17 protein-coding genes and 4 tRNA genes are annotated in these 15,998 nt (G+C 39.6%); 18 read left to right on the plus strand and 3 right to left on the minus strand.

Translation table 11 applies throughout. The features are described 5' to 3' along the window. Window positions 1–50 precede the first annotated feature (50 nt). The 3 genes from NO346_RS13270 to NO346_RS13280 all read left to right on the plus strand — a co-directional run bounded on the left by NO346_RS13270 (window position 51) and on the right by NO346_RS13280 (window position 2,769). Window positions 51–1,496, plus strand: coding sequence for a C13 family peptidase (locus tag NO346_RS13270; RefSeq protein ID WP_256415459.1), 1,446 nt, complete (start codon window positions 51–53; stop codon window positions 1,494–1,496). Beyond that, window positions 1,465–2,304, plus strand: coding sequence for an S-formylglutathione hydrolase (gene fghA, locus NO346_RS13275; protein WP_256415460.1), 840 nt, complete (start codon window positions 1,465–1,467; stop codon window positions 2,302–2,304). Before NO346_RS13270 ends, fghA begins: the two co-directional genes overlap by 32 nt. 162 nt (window positions 2,305–2,466) lie before the next feature. After that, on the plus strand, window positions 2,467–2,769 hold the full coding sequence (locus NO346_RS13280) for a hypothetical protein (RefSeq protein ID WP_256415461.1): 303 nt from the start codon (window positions 2,467–2,469) through the stop codon (window positions 2,767–2,769). A 198-nt stretch (window positions 2,770–2,967) separates the two neighbouring features. Here the strand turns inward: NO346_RS13280 and NO346_RS13285 are convergent, their stop codons facing one another. After that, window positions 2,968–3,243 (minus strand): DUF2218 domain-containing protein, encoded by a 276-nt coding sequence (locus NO346_RS13285; protein ID WP_256415462.1) that lies wholly within the window; start codon window positions 3,241–3,243, stop codon window positions 2,968–2,970. A gap of 178 nt (window positions 3,244–3,421) precedes the next feature. Here NO346_RS13285 and rpe point away from each other — a divergent pair, with 178 nt between their 5' ends. From rpe to NO346_RS13360, 15 genes are all read left to right on the plus strand, one after another. Beyond that, window positions 3,422–4,108, plus strand: coding sequence for a ribulose-phosphate 3-epimerase (gene rpe / locus NO346_RS13290; protein WP_256415463.1), 687 nt, complete (start codon window positions 3,422–3,424; stop codon window positions 4,106–4,108). A gap of 366 nt (window positions 4,109–4,474) precedes the next feature. Further along, window positions 4,475–4,894: a hypothetical protein gene (locus NO346_RS13295; RefSeq protein ID WP_256415464.1), complete on the plus strand. Its 420-nt coding sequence runs from the start codon at window positions 4,475–4,477 to the stop codon at window positions 4,892–4,894. 68 nt (window positions 4,895–4,962) lie between these two features. After that, window positions 4,963–6,891: a copper resistance system multicopper oxidase gene (locus NO346_RS13300; RefSeq protein ID WP_256415465.1), complete on the plus strand. Its 1,929-nt coding sequence runs from the start codon at window positions 4,963–4,965 to the stop codon at window positions 6,889–6,891. Then, window positions 6,878–7,777, plus strand: coding sequence for a copper resistance protein B (locus NO346_RS13305; RefSeq protein ID WP_256415466.1), 900 nt, complete (start codon window positions 6,878–6,880; stop codon window positions 7,775–7,777). Before NO346_RS13300 ends, NO346_RS13305 begins: the two co-directional genes overlap by 14 nt. A gap of 82 nt (window positions 7,778–7,859) precedes the next feature. Next, on the plus strand, window positions 7,860–8,366 hold the full coding sequence (locus NO346_RS13310) for a cobalt transporter (RefSeq protein ID WP_256415467.1): 507 nt from the start codon (window positions 7,860–7,862) through the stop codon (window positions 8,364–8,366). A gap of 2 nt (window positions 8,367–8,368) precedes the next feature. Then, entirely contained in the window at window positions 8,369–8,914 is a 546-nt protein-coding gene (locus tag NO346_RS13315) for a hypothetical protein (protein ID WP_005218164.1), read from the plus strand. 172 nt (window positions 8,915–9,086) lie between these two features. Then, window positions 9,087–9,404: a multidrug efflux SMR transporter gene (locus tag NO346_RS13320; RefSeq protein WP_087547900.1), complete on the plus strand. Its 318-nt coding sequence runs from the start codon at window positions 9,087–9,089 to the stop codon at window positions 9,402–9,404. An 18-nt stretch (window positions 9,405–9,422) separates the two neighbouring features. After that, entirely contained in the window at window positions 9,423–9,911 is a 489-nt protein-coding gene (locus NO346_RS13325) for a methylated-DNA--[protein]-cysteine S-methyltransferase (protein WP_256415468.1), read from the plus strand. Between the two features lie 349 nt (window positions 9,912–10,260). Then, the gene (argJ, locus tag NO346_RS13330; RefSeq protein WP_005158682.1) at window positions 10,261–11,481 is read left to right on the plus strand and encodes a bifunctional glutamate N-acetyltransferase/amino-acid acetyltransferase ArgJ; all 1,221 of its coding nucleotides are present in this window, start codon (window positions 10,261–10,263) and stop codon (window positions 11,479–11,481) included. A 143-nt stretch (window positions 11,482–11,624) separates the two neighbouring features. Further along, window positions 11,625–12,689 (plus strand): quinolinate synthase NadA, encoded by a 1,065-nt coding sequence (gene nadA, locus NO346_RS13335; RefSeq protein WP_256415469.1) that lies wholly within the window; start codon window positions 11,625–11,627, stop codon window positions 12,687–12,689. Between the two features lie 131 nt (window positions 12,690–12,820). Continuing rightward, a tRNA-Pro gene (locus tag NO346_RS13340) sits at window positions 12,821–12,897 on the plus strand. A gap of 70 nt (window positions 12,898–12,967) precedes the next feature. Continuing rightward, window positions 12,968–13,044 (plus strand) — tRNA-Arg (locus tag NO346_RS13345). A 38-nt stretch (window positions 13,045–13,082) separates the two neighbouring features. After that, a tRNA-His gene (locus tag NO346_RS13350) sits at window positions 13,083–13,158 on the plus strand. Window positions 13,159–13,162: 4 nt separating this feature from the next. Then, a tRNA-Pro gene (locus NO346_RS13355) sits at window positions 13,163–13,239 on the plus strand. A gap of 140 nt (window positions 13,240–13,379) precedes the next feature. Continuing rightward, a complete protein-coding gene (locus tag NO346_RS13360) occupies window positions 13,380–14,015 on the plus strand; it encodes a nuclease-related domain-containing protein (protein WP_256415470.1) in 636 nt (211 codons plus the stop codon). 196 nt (window positions 14,016–14,211) lie between these two features. Here NO346_RS13360 and NO346_RS13365 read toward each other — a convergent pair whose 3' ends face one another. Together NO346_RS13365 and NO346_RS13370 are read right to left on the minus strand one after the other, a co-directional pair. Beyond that, window positions 14,212–14,667 carry a hypothetical protein gene (locus NO346_RS13365; RefSeq protein ID WP_256415471.1) on the minus strand — a complete coding sequence of 152 codons (456 nt, stop codon included), beginning with the start codon at window positions 14,665–14,667 and terminating at the stop codon, window positions 14,212–14,214. A gap of 38 nt (window positions 14,668–14,705) precedes the next feature. Beyond that, window positions 14,706–15,947, minus strand: coding sequence for an MFS transporter (locus tag NO346_RS13370; RefSeq protein WP_256415472.1), 1,242 nt, complete (start codon window positions 15,945–15,947; stop codon window positions 14,706–14,708). Window positions 15,948–15,998: the final 51 nt, after the last annotated feature.

Below are 15,998 nucleotides of genomic sequence, written 5' to 3' on the forward strand. Positions count from 1 at the left end.
TAGACATATTCTCAATCTAAGCTTGAAAAGAGAAATACCCGAAGAACTTTATGATCGACCTCAAACCCTCCATTAATATCTGGCATGATTTTAAAAGTAACCAAATTGCTGGAATGTGGTTGTTCCTTGGGTCTCGACGTTCCTTACAGATTGTTCATCCATCAATTACGCAACTCATTATTTGGGGTATTTTAGGTGGTTGTACCAATTCACTTTATAGCTGGTTGGTGGCAGGGCAAATTGGTGAATTCAACCCTCAAGGTTTGATTGGTTACGCGCTTTGGCCTTTTATTGCCTTAATTGTGGGGATTTTCCTTTCGCAACGCATGAACCAAGCCCGTTTAATGCTTGTACCCGCATTATTATGGTTAGTGCTTGATACTAATATCCTATTATTACAGTGCTTGATCCAATATTTAGGTTCAAATGGCTATCTAAATTTCATTCCCGATACAATCTATAATGGTTTCTTACCACCATTATTTGTTGGACTATTTGTTTGGCAAAGTCTGGCTGTGATTTGGGTATTTTCACGGGCATTAAATTGGCCGTGGTGGGAGCGTGCTTTAGTTTTTATTGCGACTATTGCAACCATGGTGGTTTGGCAACTTTCGGTAAAAGATCAACCGATTTGGAAAGTTGAAGAAACACCACCAAGTTTTGCTGAAGATGCTTTTTATGCGCAAAGTCATGTGTTGGACAAAGCTTTAGATCAAATCCAATATGGTGATATTGCGAAAAGCCATTGGTATTTTATGGGCGTAGCTGGGGATAGCTACGCTGATGTTTTCAAATCTGAAATTGAGCGCATTAGAGAGCAATTTGATACTCGTTTTGGAACGTTTGGACGTTCCATTATGTTGATTAATAATCCTGCGACACGTTTAGATGTTCCAATTGCGTCTAAAACCAGTATTGAGTTAGCGTTGCGTCGGATTGGTCAGCAGATGAACCGTGATAGCGATGTATTATTTCTTTATATGACATCCCACGGTGAGCGTAATCATTTTGAACTCGAAAATGCACCATTAGAATTAGGGCAAGTCGACCCGAAATGGCTACGTGAAACGCTCGATAAATCAGGTATTCGTTGGCGAGTGATTGTAATTTCAGCGTGTTATTCAGGAAGTTTTATTCCAGCATTACAGTCACCTGAAACCTTAATTATTACTGCTTCAGCCGCAGATAAAACCTCTTTTGGTTGTAATAATGAAGCGGATTACACTTATTTTGGTCGTGCTTTCTTCGATTTGGCGATGCGTGAACAATCCTCAATGAAAAAAGCATTTGATCAGTCTAAACAAACTGTGACACAGTGGGAAACAGCTCAAGGATTTGAACCATCCGAGCCGCAATGGGCTATTGGTCGTAACATGGAATTGATGTTGCCACAACTTGAGCCATATTTATTCCCAACGCAAAATATCACAACAACAGACATTACAAAAACACAGGATAATCAACATGCATCTACTGCAAAAAAATCGTTGTTTTGAAGGTGAACAGCGTATTTATCAACTGGAATCACAGCATCTTAAAGGTCTAACCAAAGTTGGAGTGTATTTACCTCCTGCTGCTTTAGAAGGAAAGCCTTGTTCAGCATTATTTTATCTTGCGGGTTTAACTTGCACTGAAGACACCTTTGCAATTAAAGCACATGCACAACGTATGGCAGCCCGGCTGAGTCTGATTTTAATTAGCCCTGATACCTCTCCGCGTGGAGAGGGAGTTGCGCAGGGCGATCATTGGGATATTGGTCAGGGTGCAGGCTTTTATATCAATGCTATTCAACAACCTTGGGCTGAACATTACCAAATGGAGTCTTATTTGGTTGATGAACTTTATGCACATGTTTTACAAGCATTTCCAATTATTGAAAGTCAGATTGGAATTTTTGGACATTCAATGGGAGGTCATGGTGCATTAACCTTGGCGTTTAAATACCCAGAGCAATTTAAATCGGTTTCAGCTTTTGCTCCGATTTGCGCTCCAAGTATTTGTCCGTGGGGAGAAAAGGCATTTAGTCACTATTTAGGTACAGATCAACAGCAATGGTTAGCACACGATGCAACGGCTTTAGTCCAGCAAAAGGGTGGAATTTTTGAGGAAATTTTAATTGATCAAGGTCTAGAAGATCAGTTTTATGCTCAATTAAACCCTGAAAAGTTTAAGCAAGCTTGTCTAGAAGCAGGGCAGCATTTAACTTTACGCCAGCACAAGGGCTATGATCATGGGTATTACTTTATTCAAAGTTTTATTGATGATCATCTGCAATTTCATGCGATTCAGTTAGAAAAGCATTAAAACTATTTTGTAGTCTATTTGATATGTGGGTTAAATTGTTAGATAGAGTAATGCCACGAAATGAGAAGAAAAATTGTGCAGTATCTTTTTAAATTCTTATGGTAGTTATGCCATATAACTGTCTAGGGGCTTAGCCTCAATCTTAGTCACTAAGGAAAGTTTGTGAGCAAAGTCAGTAAAGTAGCAAATCTGATAACTGCTCTCCTTATTGTTGGTAGCATCTCTTATTGTTCGTATTCCTTTGGCAGTGCTGAGAGTCGTATGCGTCAAACCTGTAGTGAAATTACTTCTGGCATGTCAGTTGTAGCATTGAGTGCTTTCGCCAAGGAGCATGGTCTTAATCTTCCTCGCCAAGAGTCAGGCGTGATCTTTATGGTAGAGTCAAAGACCTTAGGGCGGTGGGGATGTCGTGTAACACTTGAAAAAGGGATGGTGCAAAGTGCAGAGTACAACTTTGCAGATTAAAGTGGTTAACAGTCGTTTTAGATGGATACTTCAGTGTGCCGCCTTAACTTTAACGTTATGGCTTATTAATAAATATATGACCTCAATCATTTTCGAAAAATTAGATAGTTTTTTGCTAAGAATGACCACTTACAGTTCCATGCCATGCAACTAGAAAAAGTTGCAGGTTCAAAAAAGAAGCTCGATTGAGCTTCTTTTTTAATGATGCTGCCATTCAACAATAAACTCTTGCTGTGCCATACGATTTAAATGATCAATAACCACCTGTTCTAGACGAGCAACATCTTCTTGCTGATTTTCAATCAATACATCTAAATGCTGTTCTTGTGGCGTAAGCGTCACTGTTGCTGTCGGCATAAAAATTTTTGAATACTGCTCAGTCTCTGATACTTCAAATTTGTGCTTCCAGTGATTCAATAAACGTTTACTGATACGTTTACCATCGTGAGTTGTAATTTGTGTCGTACTATTCATTTTTTAACTGCATATGATTTCACCATTAAAAATAGCAAAATCGTATGCAGTTAAAAACAGTATTCATGCAACGTGTTGTTGCAAGTTTGCAATGTCGTAATCGTATCTTTGTAACAGCCTAAAGCCGATGAATTTGTTATAATTCAATTATCATTTTTCAAAGTTTGCCAGGTCATTCATGTCCAAGCCTTATTTAATTGCTCCTTCGATTTTATCTGCTGATTTTGCACGTTTAGGTGAAGATGTAGAAAAAGTTTTAGCTGCGGGTGCAGACGTTGTGCATTTTGATGTCATGGATAACCATTATGTACCAAACTTAACTTTTGGTGCAGGTATTTGTAAGTCATTGAAAAATTATGGAATTAAGGCGCCAATTGATGTGCATCTGATGGTTTCACCTGTTGATCGTATGATCGGTGATTTTTTGGAGGCAGGTGCAGATATTATTACTTTCCATCCAGAAGCAACGGATCATATTGATCGTTCTTTACAACTGATCAAGACGGGTGGTGCTAAAGCAGGTTTAGTTTTCAATCCAGCAACCCCTTTACATTACCTTGATTATGTTCTCGATAAAGTAGATCAAATTTTATTGATGAGTGTGAATCCTGGTTTTGGTGGGCAAAAATTTATTCCAATGACATTGGAGAAACTTCGCCAAGCACGCAAAATCATTGATGCCAGCGGTCTTGATATTCGTTTAGAGGTTGATGGTGGTGTTGGCCCAGCAAATATTCGTGAAATTGCTGAAGCGGGTGCGGATATGTTTGTAGCTGGTTCGGCAATTTTTGGTCAACCTGACTATAAAACTGTAATTGATCAAATGCGTGCAGAATTAGCTCAAGTTGGTGCAAAAGACATTTAGTGTTTTCATCCTATTTTTCACATAAGGTTGTGGATAACTTTGTTTATAACTGGGTGGATAACAGTGTTGATAAGCAAGTGGATAAGATGTTGTTAAAATAAACAAAATGATTTCAGTTGTTTATATTCTCAACAAAAATATCAAAAAAGGACAAATTTTTGTCCTTTTTTTGTGCGTCAAGTCCTTTATTTTGCTTTATTTTTGTTCATAATGTATTTTATTATTTTTCTCTTGATAAATCGGCAATCTTGTTGCTTAAATGTCTGAAATTAGCATAATTTGAACATAAAGTAGATTGTGTATAAGATAGAAAGAAATTATGCTAAGTAAATTGCATTCATTTGATGATTGATCCAAGGATATTTAGTGCAACTTCATAAAAAATACAAGCATCTATGGTTTGTATTCCTGATGATATTTTCCATCGGGGGAAGCGGTGCGTCTATTGCAGCAGTCCAAAAGATTCAACTTGATCAAAAGATGCCTACAGCGAAAGTGATACCATGTCATGATCAACAGATGACACGTCCGCATCATCAAATGGATATGTCGCATGATGTAACCAATGTGGTTAAATGCCATGATGGGCAAATGCAAGATCAGCAACATTGCCCCGATTGTAATAATATTTCACATTGCCAAACGATTAATTTTGCACTCGATCAACAAATTCCAAGCCTGTCTGTTTCACCTTTTTTTGAGCTAAACACTTATAAAAATACAGCGTATCAAGCTCGTCATCTTGCCGGTCATTGGCAAGAAATTTTACGTCCTCCTAGAACCTAATCTGTCTTAGAAGCTCTTTTTCGCTTCAACGAGCGATTTAAAAATAGTTCACAGATTAGGAAAATATTATGTCCTCAAAAATATATGCTGGTGTCATTGCTGGCTTAAGTCTAATTTTTGCGCCTTATACTTTGGCTGCAATAAAAGAATATCATCTGAACATTAATCAAGGAATGGTCAATGTTACTGGAAAACCTGTCAAACGTATTACGGTAAATGGCAAATTTATTGCGCCGTTATTAGAGTTTGAAGAAGGGGATGAAGCGGTCATTCATGTGCATAATCAACTCAAAGATCAAGATACGTCATTACATTGGCATGGATTACTTTTGCCAGGATTGATGGACGGTGTGCCTGGTTTTAATGGCTTTAAAAGTATTAAGCCGAATGGCAGTTTTGAGTATCGTTTTAAAGTTCGTCAAAACGGAACTTATTGGTATCACGCGCATAGTAAAGGACAGGAACAGGATGGTTTATATGGTCCTCTGGTGATTTATCCAAAAGGAAAACAGCCTGTTGCCGCATATGAAAAAGCTGAGCGTGATTATGTGGTGATGTTGTCTGATTTTCATGAAACGGAAAGCGACAAGATCATGGCAAATTTGAAGAAGTCGGCTGAGTATTACCAAAACCAACGTGAAACGGTGGGCGATGTCTGGAAGCAGGTGAAACAAGACGGTTTAAAAGCAACGTGGCAAGATCGTTCGATGTGGAACCAGATGCGGATGCTCAAAACCGATTTGTCTGATGTCACTGGTTATACTTTCTTGGTGAATGGGAAAACACCTCAACAAAATTGGACAGGCGCTTTTAAAACGGGTGAAAAGATTCGTTTGCGCTTTATCAATGCGTCAGCCATGTCTTTTTTTGATGTGCGTATTCCTAACCTAAAAATGACAGTCGTTAGTGCCGATGGTCAGCCTGTACAGCCTGTTCCCGTAGATGAGTTTCGTATTGGCACAGCAGAAACTTATGATGTATTGGTTGAACCTAAGCAGGCACATTATCAAATTGAAGCAGAGTCAATTGACCGTTCTGGTTTTGCAATTGGGTCATTGCACAATAGCATGACACCGAATAGGCAAAAGGTTCAGATTCCTAAAGCGCGCCCACGTGCATTATTGACGATGGAAGATATGGGCATGGATCATGGTTCGCATGGTCAGATGGATATGAGCAAAATGGGGCATGGTTCAGATCAGCCAGTGAATATGGCCAATATGAATCATAGTCAGCATCAGATGCCACAAGGTAAAGCACCAGTTACACCGATGCAAAAAACAGCGATGGATCATCCCTTACATGAAAAAATGGACATGTCGAAAATGGATCATAGTGGACATGGTCAGATGGATATGAGCATGATGGATCACAATGCTCATACGCAGATGACGATGGGGGAGATGGATCATAGCCAGCATCAAGCGGCTACATCTTCCACAAAAGTAAGTATTGATCATGTACAGGGTTGGGCGAATGCAGCAACACCAATCGGTCAGAAAGCCTTAACTTATGCAGATTTGAAGTCGTTGCAATCACAACCAGAGCGTTATAGTCGTCCAGCAGAGCGAGAATTGGTGATTCGTCTTGGGGGCACGATGGAGCGTTACATCTGGACGATTGATGGTAAAAAGTTTAGTGATCCTGACTTCAAACCTTTAACCGTGCGTTATGGCGAACGTATCCGTCTCAAATTTGTGAATGAAAGTATGATGGCGCATCCAATGCATTTACATGGCATGTTTATGCAGTTGGAGAATGGTCAGGCACCGCAGGATATGCCAAATAAACATACGGTGATCGTGCCGCCGGGCAAAACTGTTACAGCTCTACTGACTGCGGATGAGCTCGGTGAATGGGCGATTCATTGTCACCTATTATACCACATGAGTGCGGGCATGATGAGTAAATTGATTGTCGCAAATGTCGATGGCAGCAAAGTTTCACAAACTATGCCTGTTCAACCTACTCAAGGAGCGAGCCATGCACATCACTAAGCAAGCTTCTACGATGAAACGCTATACACAATTATTGGCAATTGGTAGCATGGTTTCTTGTTTGAGTGTATTTGCATCTGCACATGAGGGGCATGATCAAATGATGCAAATGGATCAGTCGGTACAACAGAATATATTGATGGAGACATCATCTCCTGTTGATCATTCAGAACATCAACCTGAATTAAAGCAAGTACCATCTGATATTCAACATGATACACATGATCATCATCGTGAACATGGTGGACAAATTTATCAAGCCACAGCGATTAAAAATGCATGGATCGTTGATGACGATGGTCGAGGCAGTGCCAGTACTGAGCTAAAAACATGGGTGGGAAGTGATAAAAATAAAATATTCATTCAAGCACATGTTGAAAAAGCAGAATCAGAAAAAACTCAAACCGAAACAAAGCTGTTATACAGCCGCAATGTTGCTGACTTTTGGGATGTACAAACAGGTGTTCGTTATCAATATCAGCCTGAGCAAAAGCATGATAAAAATCAATGGGACGCGGTATTGGGATTACATGGTCTAGCGCCGTATTTTTTTGAAACCGAAGCCTATATTTATGCAGGTCAAAACCAACGCTGGCAACTGAGTTTGGAAACAACACGGGATGTATTATTTACGCAAAAGTTGATTGCTCAACCTTATTTGAATGCAGATGTAATATTCAATGATGAGTCAAGTTATGCAAATAAATCTGGATTATCTAAACTTCAGATAGGTCTGCAAACGCGTTATGAAATCAGTAAAAAAATCATGCCATTTATTGATGTCGCTTATGCATACAACAAAGGTTTGAAACAAACCGAATTACAGTCGGCTACAGACAGTAAAAAAGGTTGGCTATATGGTTTGGGACTTACGTTAAAGTTCTGATCCTTTGTCTAAAATGTCACTTCCCTGAGATACTGTTGGTTTATACTGACAGTATCTTTTTTGAGTCATTCATGGTGCATAAATGGCTTTAGAACAACAAGACAATTTAATAACTGATAAAGCAAATGAATCTCTAAGTCGGAGAGAAAAAACACAAAATTTGATAACTCAATTTGACGCTGTTCCACGTGATGGCGGCAGTATGAAAGTCAGTTTTTATTATATTCCACACATGAGTAGTTTGGTGGAAGTACAACGTATTCGAAAAGCATTATTGCCATTTGCTGAAATCTTAGTTGAACATAGTATTGATTTAGATACACGTCATCTAACTTTATATCATTATTGTACAATTGATGAAGTGACAATTGCTCTAATTCGCTTGAGCTTGGGAGCTGAGTTACAACAAACTTTGTCACATTATGAACCTTTAGAAATGAATACTTTGAATACAGATACTGCAACTTTACAGGACCATAAAGTTGAGTCGCAGGATAATTATTTAAGTGTTTTAGGTCATTTTTTAATTTCATGCTTCAATCATTTAAAGCAATGGATAAAATGCTTACAGAGAAAGAAGGATAATTAAGCATGCCAAGATGGATGTATGGCGTACTAGGATTGGCTATTGCATGGTTGGTTTGGACACAGGTATTAAAACCAGCGCCAAATATTAGTCAAATGACCACTCAACAAGGCGTACAAATTAATGCATTGGAGCGTTATGAAGGCGCATTTCGTGTGCTTTCTAGAGAAGACTACAATTTAGGGCGTGAAGCTGAATTTTCACCAATGGATATTGCTGTTGGTTGGGGAGATATGGCAAATCCGCAGATCTATAAACAAATTGATGTATCACAAAGTAATCGTTGGTATCACTGGCGTATAGATCATCAACCGCCTATTTCTTTGCGAGAAATCGCAACGCATAGTGCCAATATGCATCTGGTTCCTGCCAATGCTTATGTCGCATCTCAAATGAAAAAAATTAAAAAAGATGATTTAGTCTATTTAAAGGGTTCTTTAATCGAAATCCAGACAAAAGATGGCTGGCATTGGAAAAGTTCTTTATCCCGTGAAGATACAGGAAACGGGGCATGTGAGCTAATGCAGGTCGATCAGATTTCATGGCAGTAAATCTTAACCTTAGATAAAGCTTTTAATTTTTAAAATACTGCACTGGAATCCATACATAACCTTTCACATAATCTCGAAATTTTACAGTACACTGCTTTTCCTAAGAGGACGACCTCACTTCAAAAGCATCACGTTGGGACGACCCAACTCTTGTTAAGGTTGAGTGTGAAAAATGGCATGGGCAATTTTAATTTTGGCGGGTATTTTTGAAATTATTTGGGCATATTCAATGAAGATGTCTGAGGGTTTTACCAAGCTAACGCCAAGTATCGTGACCCTCATTTTTATGATTTTAAGTGTCGTATTATTGTCAATTGCAATGCGATCGTTGCCTTTGGGTACAGCTTATACGGTTTGGACGGGAATTGGTGCGATAGGATCATTTATTGTTGGCATCATGGTTTTAAATGAACCAATGACTGCGATGCGAATGATTGCTGCAATATTAATTGTATCTGGCTTAATGCTGATGAAATTGTCATCAAATTAATGGTTTAAGGAGAGTGTAATGCAACTGGTGTATATGTACATGGATTCTCCTGTGGGTGCATTAAAACTGGTTGCTCATGATCATGCATTGGTCGCCGTGATGTGGGACAATGAAGATCATAAACGAGTTCGACTGGCTGAACTGATACAAGATCATCAACATCCGATGTTAATTCGAGTTAAAAAACAATTAGAACAGTATTTTGCAGGGCAACGTCAGCAATTTGATTTACCTTTGGACTTTCAAGGGACAGATTTTCAACAACAGGTTTGGCAGACTTTATTAACCATTCCATATGGTGAAACACGTAGTTATAAGGAAATAGCCGTTCAGATTGGTAATGAAAAAGCAGTGCGTGCTGTTGGGGCAGCCAATGGTAGAAACCCAATTTCAATTATTGCGCCATGTCATCGGGTGATTGGTTCGAGTGGGGCATTAGTTGGTTTTGCAGGTGGTTTGGATAAGAAGCAGATTTTACTGAGTTTAGAGCAAAGCCAAATTCCATAATCTGTAGTGTTAATACTCGATTTTCATTTCTTTTTGGAATAAGCTACTTAACAGATATGAATCGACATATTTTAGGACTTGAACCGTAACTCAGTTATTCGCGAGGCGGTGTCTTGCTTAGTGTAATTCAATATTAGGAATACCCTTCGGTTCGAGTTACTTTGGTTTCGCCCAAAGTAACCAAAGGCATTGTCATCTATAAAACCTGTTCACTTGTTGCATTTGTTTTATCTATCGCAGAAACGGGATATTACAAATACCACTCAGGTTGTAGATGACCTTTCCGAGTCTCATATATAGGGTATGTATTCATTTTCTTTTTCATAACAAATTGAATGGAAGTTTAAAAATGGCTGTTGGTGACGTAACTATGCCACTTATGCATGTGGTGCAGGGTGTAAAAATTGGCTCAACTGAGGCGTATGTCCGTTATCCAAACCGACGCGATCTGGTCATTTTTGAATTTGCTGAAGGCTCAAACGTTGCAGGGGTGTTTACCCAAAGCGCTTTTGCTGCTGCGCCTGTTCAATTGAGTAAAAAGCATTTAGCAGAAAATACACCACGTTACTTGATTATCAACACAGGCAATGCCAATGCTGCAACAGGCACAGTCGGTTATAAAAATGCAGAAGCTACTTGTGCCAAGTTGGCTGAGTTAGCAGGCGTGCAAACCAATCAGATTTTACCGTTTTCAACGGGTGTGATTGGTGAGCAATTACCAATTGAACGTTTAGTGCAAGGTATTCAACCTGCATTAAATGATTTAAATGCCGATCGTTGGGCGGATGCTGCATCAGGTATTATGACCACAGATACCACACCAAAAGGTGCATCTGAGCAGTTTGAACTGGACGGCGTAACTTATACGATGACGGGGATTAGTAAAGGTGCAGGCATGATTCGTCCAAATATGGCGACCATGCTTAGCTTTGTGGCAACCGATGCGCCGATTAGCCGTGAAATGGTACAGCGGTTACTGCAAACCACGGTTGAGCATTCGTTTAACCGTATTACCATTGATGGTGATACATCAACCAATGATTCTTGTATTTTTGTGGCAACTGGATTAGCAGGTGGTGTTGAGATTCAGAGCCAAGAGGATGCACGTTATCAACAGGTTCTTGATGTGCTGGCGCGTATTATGAACCGTTTAGCGCAATTGATTGTGCGTGATGGTGAAGGTGCGACCAAGTTCATTACTGTACAGGTTGATGGTGGAGAAAATACTCAAGAATGTTGTGATGTTGCCTATAGCGTTGCTGAGTCTCCTTTAATTAAAACTGCTTTATTCGCTTCAGATCCAAACTGGGGGCGAATTGTGATGGCGATTGGTAAGGCAGGTGTACCCAACCTAGATAGTAGTAAAGTACAAGTTTGGTTAGGTGATGTTCAGATTTGCTTAGATGGTGGTGCAAACCCAGATTATACTGAAGAAGCAGGTGCAGCCGTCATGGCTGAAAAGGAAATTAGCATTCGTATTGACCTCGGTCGTGGTACAGCTAAAGACACGGTTTATACCTGTGACTTTTCTTATGACTATGTCAAAATTAATGCCGATTATCGTTCATAAATTTGCGTTATAATAAAGCCTCCACAGTGAGGCTTTTTTTATAAGCTGGTATGTGGATAGTGTGATATTAACTAAATGCTCACCAAGATACCCACGTTATAAGTTTGCAGCGATGCAAGCACGCAGGATAGAGAAGACGCTTTATGAATGATGCGAATTTAATTGCGAACGAAGCCAAAAATATTGTGCAGGCGCATTTAGATCGTTTGGGCGAACCAAAGGACAATAGTCTTAGCCCAGAAGTGAAACAAGAAAAGTTTGCCCAAATTGCAGCTGAGTTGAAAAAGCGAAATGCAGTGCTTGTGGCTCACTATTACTGTGATCCTGAAGTACAAGAGCTTGCTGAACTGACAGGGGGCTGTGTTTCTGATTCATTGGAAATGGCACGTTTTGGTCGTGATCATCCTGCAACAACCCTTGTGGTGGCAGGCGTAAAGTTTATGGGTGAAACCTCTAAAATCTTATCACCAGAAAAAACAGTGTTGATGCCAACTTTGGAAGCCACTTGTTCACTGGATTTGGGTTGTCCTGTAGATGAGTTTTCAGCGTTCTGTGATCAGCATCCTGATCATACCGTGGTGGTGTATGCCAATACCTCGGCGGCTGTAAAAGCACGTGCCGATTGGGTGGTGACTTCAAGTTGTGCGGTTGAGATCATTGAACATTTAGATAGTTTGGGCGAAAAAATTATTTGGGCACCAGATCAGCATTTAGGTCGCTATATTCAAAAGAAAACGGGCGCTGAAATGTTGTTGTGGGATGGTGCATGTATCGTGCATGAAGAATTCCGTGCCCGTGGTATTGCGCAAATGAAAGCGCTCTATCCAGATGCAGCGGTTTTAGTTCATCCAGAGTCACCTGAATCAGTAGTGGATATTGCTGATGCAGTGGGAAGTACTTCGCAATTGATCAAAGCAGCGCAGACTTTACCGCATAAACAAATGATCGTAGCTACTGATCGCGGTATTTTCTATAAGATGCAGCAAGCAGCACCAGATAAAGAATTATTCGAAGCGCCAACGGCGGGTGAGGGCGCAACCTGTCGTTCATGTGCCCATTGTCCGTGGATGGCAATGAACGAACTGGATGGGATTCTGCATGTGTTACAGCATGGTGATCAGGAAATACACGTTGAGCCTGCTCTGGCTGAACGTGCCAAATTGCCTTTAGATCGAATGTTGAACTTTAGTGCCTCGTTAAAGCGTTAAAATGCTTGTTAAATATACATTTGATAAGGAAAAATCATTTTTTTTTAAACTAGGTGTTGACGTGATGCAACGTCAAGCCTAGAATGCACACCGTACCGCACGATGTGCGATACAATAAAAGCTGAGAAAATCGGAGCATAGCACAGCCTGGTAGTGCACCTGGTTTGGGACCAGGGGGTCGTAGGTTCGAATCCTACTGCTCCGACCATTTAAAATAATGTTGTAAAACATTGCTTTAAGATCGGCAAAGTATCGCTTGATAATATTATCATCGTTATGCGCCTGTAGCTCAGTTGGATAGAGCATCCGCCTTCTAAGCGGATGGTCACAGGTTCGAATCCTGTCAGGCGCGCCATTAGGCAGCTTGGTACATAGAACCAAAAATATGTTATGGTGGATGTAGCTCAGTTGGTAGAGCCCCGGATTGTGATTCCGGTTGTCGCGGGTTCGAATCCCGTCATTCACCCCACATTCGGAGCATAGCACAGCCTGGTAGTGCACCTGGTTTGGGACCAGGGGGTCGTAGGTTCGAATCCTACTGCTCCGACCATCATCCTAGAGATGAGATAAAATACCGCTAATAAAGCGGTTTTTTTACGTCTGAATTAATTGATTATGTTATTAATATAATATTTATAACGTATTAGATTTATTATTTTAAACTTCAAAACTATAAGTGATTGGGAAGAGATGGTTTTCTATTTTATTTTTATCATTATTATTTTAGCTGTTCTTACTTATTTGAAATCGCCCCATTTTAAAGGAAAGATGGGTGAACTCATGGTTGCCGTACATGTCGATAAAGCATTAGGCGATGAGTATATTCTGTTAAATAACTGTACGATTCCTGATCAAGAGCAGGGAACAACACAAATTGATCACATTCTAATAAGTCCTTACGGTGTTTTTATTATAGAAACGAAAAACTATACGGGTTGGATTTTTGGTAGTGCTCGTCAGAAACAATGGACGCAAAAGATTTATAAAAAAAGTTATAAATTTCAAAATCCATTACATCAAAACTACAAACACATGAAAGTTTTGGAGATGATTTTAAGTGATATACTTGAACCAAAATATTTGCATTCAGTTATTGTTTTTACTCCTAGAAGTGAATTCAAAACAGAGATGCCTGAAAATGTATTTCGTGGAAAGGCATGGATAAATTATGTAAAGAGCTTCAATGAGGAAGTAATCAGTTCAATGAAGCAAAAAAGAATTCATTACAGAATAGAAAAAGAAATATTGGAATCTTCATGGAAAACAGATCGTCAACATGTTGAATATCTCAAACAGAAAAGTACGAATAACAAGCACTTGAATTAGAAAAACAATTACTGAAAGTCGGTGTAGTAACGCAATCACGATATTTTGATCACAAAACTAATCCTACAGGACACGAATATCAATTTCTATTGGGCACTAAACCTGCTCAACTGACTTTGCAGGATACACTTCAGTTTATGGTTACATATAGAAAAAATGATTTTATCAAGAACACAACAAACATAAATGTTAGGGTTTATAGCGCACCGTATTTTTGCCATGTTTCACCCGTTTCATAGTTTGCATAATGGCTTTTCAGTTCATGCAGTGATTGGCTTTGGTAGATTGCAAAAACGATCATGATCAAAAACATGCTGATCAACTTAATGGCGCGTTTATGTTTATATTCACCCGCATATAAATAGAAAATACAGTAAAAAGCGATGATCAAATAGGTGCAAAATAAAGAGTGAAAGCCCAGATAGAGCAACAGTAGTGCTGTAATTGACAGAGCAATTCGATTTTTTAAGATGTTGGGGCGCAAGCTGAGTACATTCAGAATCAACAGACTCAAAGAAGTCCAGAACAAATAGGCTTGCCCTCCGATAATGACAATATAGGTCGACTGTAGCCACAACAGCACTAGCCATACAAAAACGGAAAAAATAATAAATTTGGAGGGGCCTGAAGATTCGGGCAAAGTGTGTTTCATATGATATTGGTTTTTTAAATAGCTGTTTGTTTGGGGGATTAAAAACGAAACTTCAATAAATCTTTGGTTTTGATCTTGGTCAGTAGCACACAAAACAAAGACAGTGAACCGCCAATCAACATGGCTGGCACCACGCTAAAAAAGCGTGTCATCACACTGGACTGTAATGCACCGAGCTGATTACTCGAGGTGACAAAGATGCCATTAATGGCAGCGACACGGCCAAGCATATCCTTGGGTGGAATTAGTTGCAGAATCGTTTGACGAATGACTATGTTGATACTGTCACATGCTCCCATGATAATGAGAACTGCGACAGAAAAATACAGTTGTCTGGTAACAGCAAATAATAAAGTACAGAGGCCAAAGCCTGTCACTGCTATGAGCATCATCTGCCATGGTCTAGATTTTGGTGGATAGCGAATTAAAATGATCATCATCACCAATGCGCCAAAAGCAGGCGCAGCGCGTAATAGACCAAAACTATCGGCACCGACATGCAAAATATCTTGGGCAAAAATGGGCAGTAGCGCGATGATGCCGCCAAAGAAAACAGAGCCGAGATCGAGAAAAATCGCCCAAAAAATAATTTTGGTTTTAAAAATAAATTGGAGTGCGTCTTTTAGACTTTGAGTTACCGATTCTGTTTGGATTTGAGGAAAATCTCGTTTTTGCAAACACCAGAGGGCAATACTGCCACTTAAAAAAAGTGCCACGATGACGCTAAAAGTAATATCCAAATCCAGATGCGCCAATAGAAAACCGCCAACCACGGGTGCAAGTATGCCGCAAGCTTGCCAGCACATGCTGGTCCATGTTGCTGCATTAGTATACAAATGTTCGGGTACGACAAAAGGACGTAAAGAATTAAAGCAGGGACTGTATATGCCGCGAATACAGCCAAATAAAAATAAAATACTCAAGGATGAGATTAATAATAAATTTGCACTGATGGTTTGGGTGTGGAAAAGATCAAAACTGATCCACAAAGCAATCGATAATGGGATGGCAAAGCTAAAACTGATTTGTAAAATACGCTGCCGATTAAAACGATCAGCAATATAACCACCCCATAAAGACAGCGCCAGAAAAGGTAAAAAATCCATGATACCGAGTAAACCGAGGAAAAGTGGATTTTTGGTGATTTGATACAGATGAAAGGCAATCAGCACCTCTTGAATCAGCACCGCAAAAGTCAGGCAGCATTGATTGAGAGTCAATAACTTAAAGTCACGACTGGCAAATGCAGCAAAAGCAGAGTGGGGTGCAGCAGAAGGCATAGTATAAAAATAAAAGACAAAATGAGAAAAAGGGAAGAGCCAAAACTCCTC

The sequence above is a fragment of the Acinetobacter sp. 5862 genome (assembly GCF_024494585.1).
In the GTDB taxonomy this organism is placed as follows: domain Bacteria; phylum Pseudomonadota; class Gammaproteobacteria; order Pseudomonadales; family Moraxellaceae; genus Acinetobacter.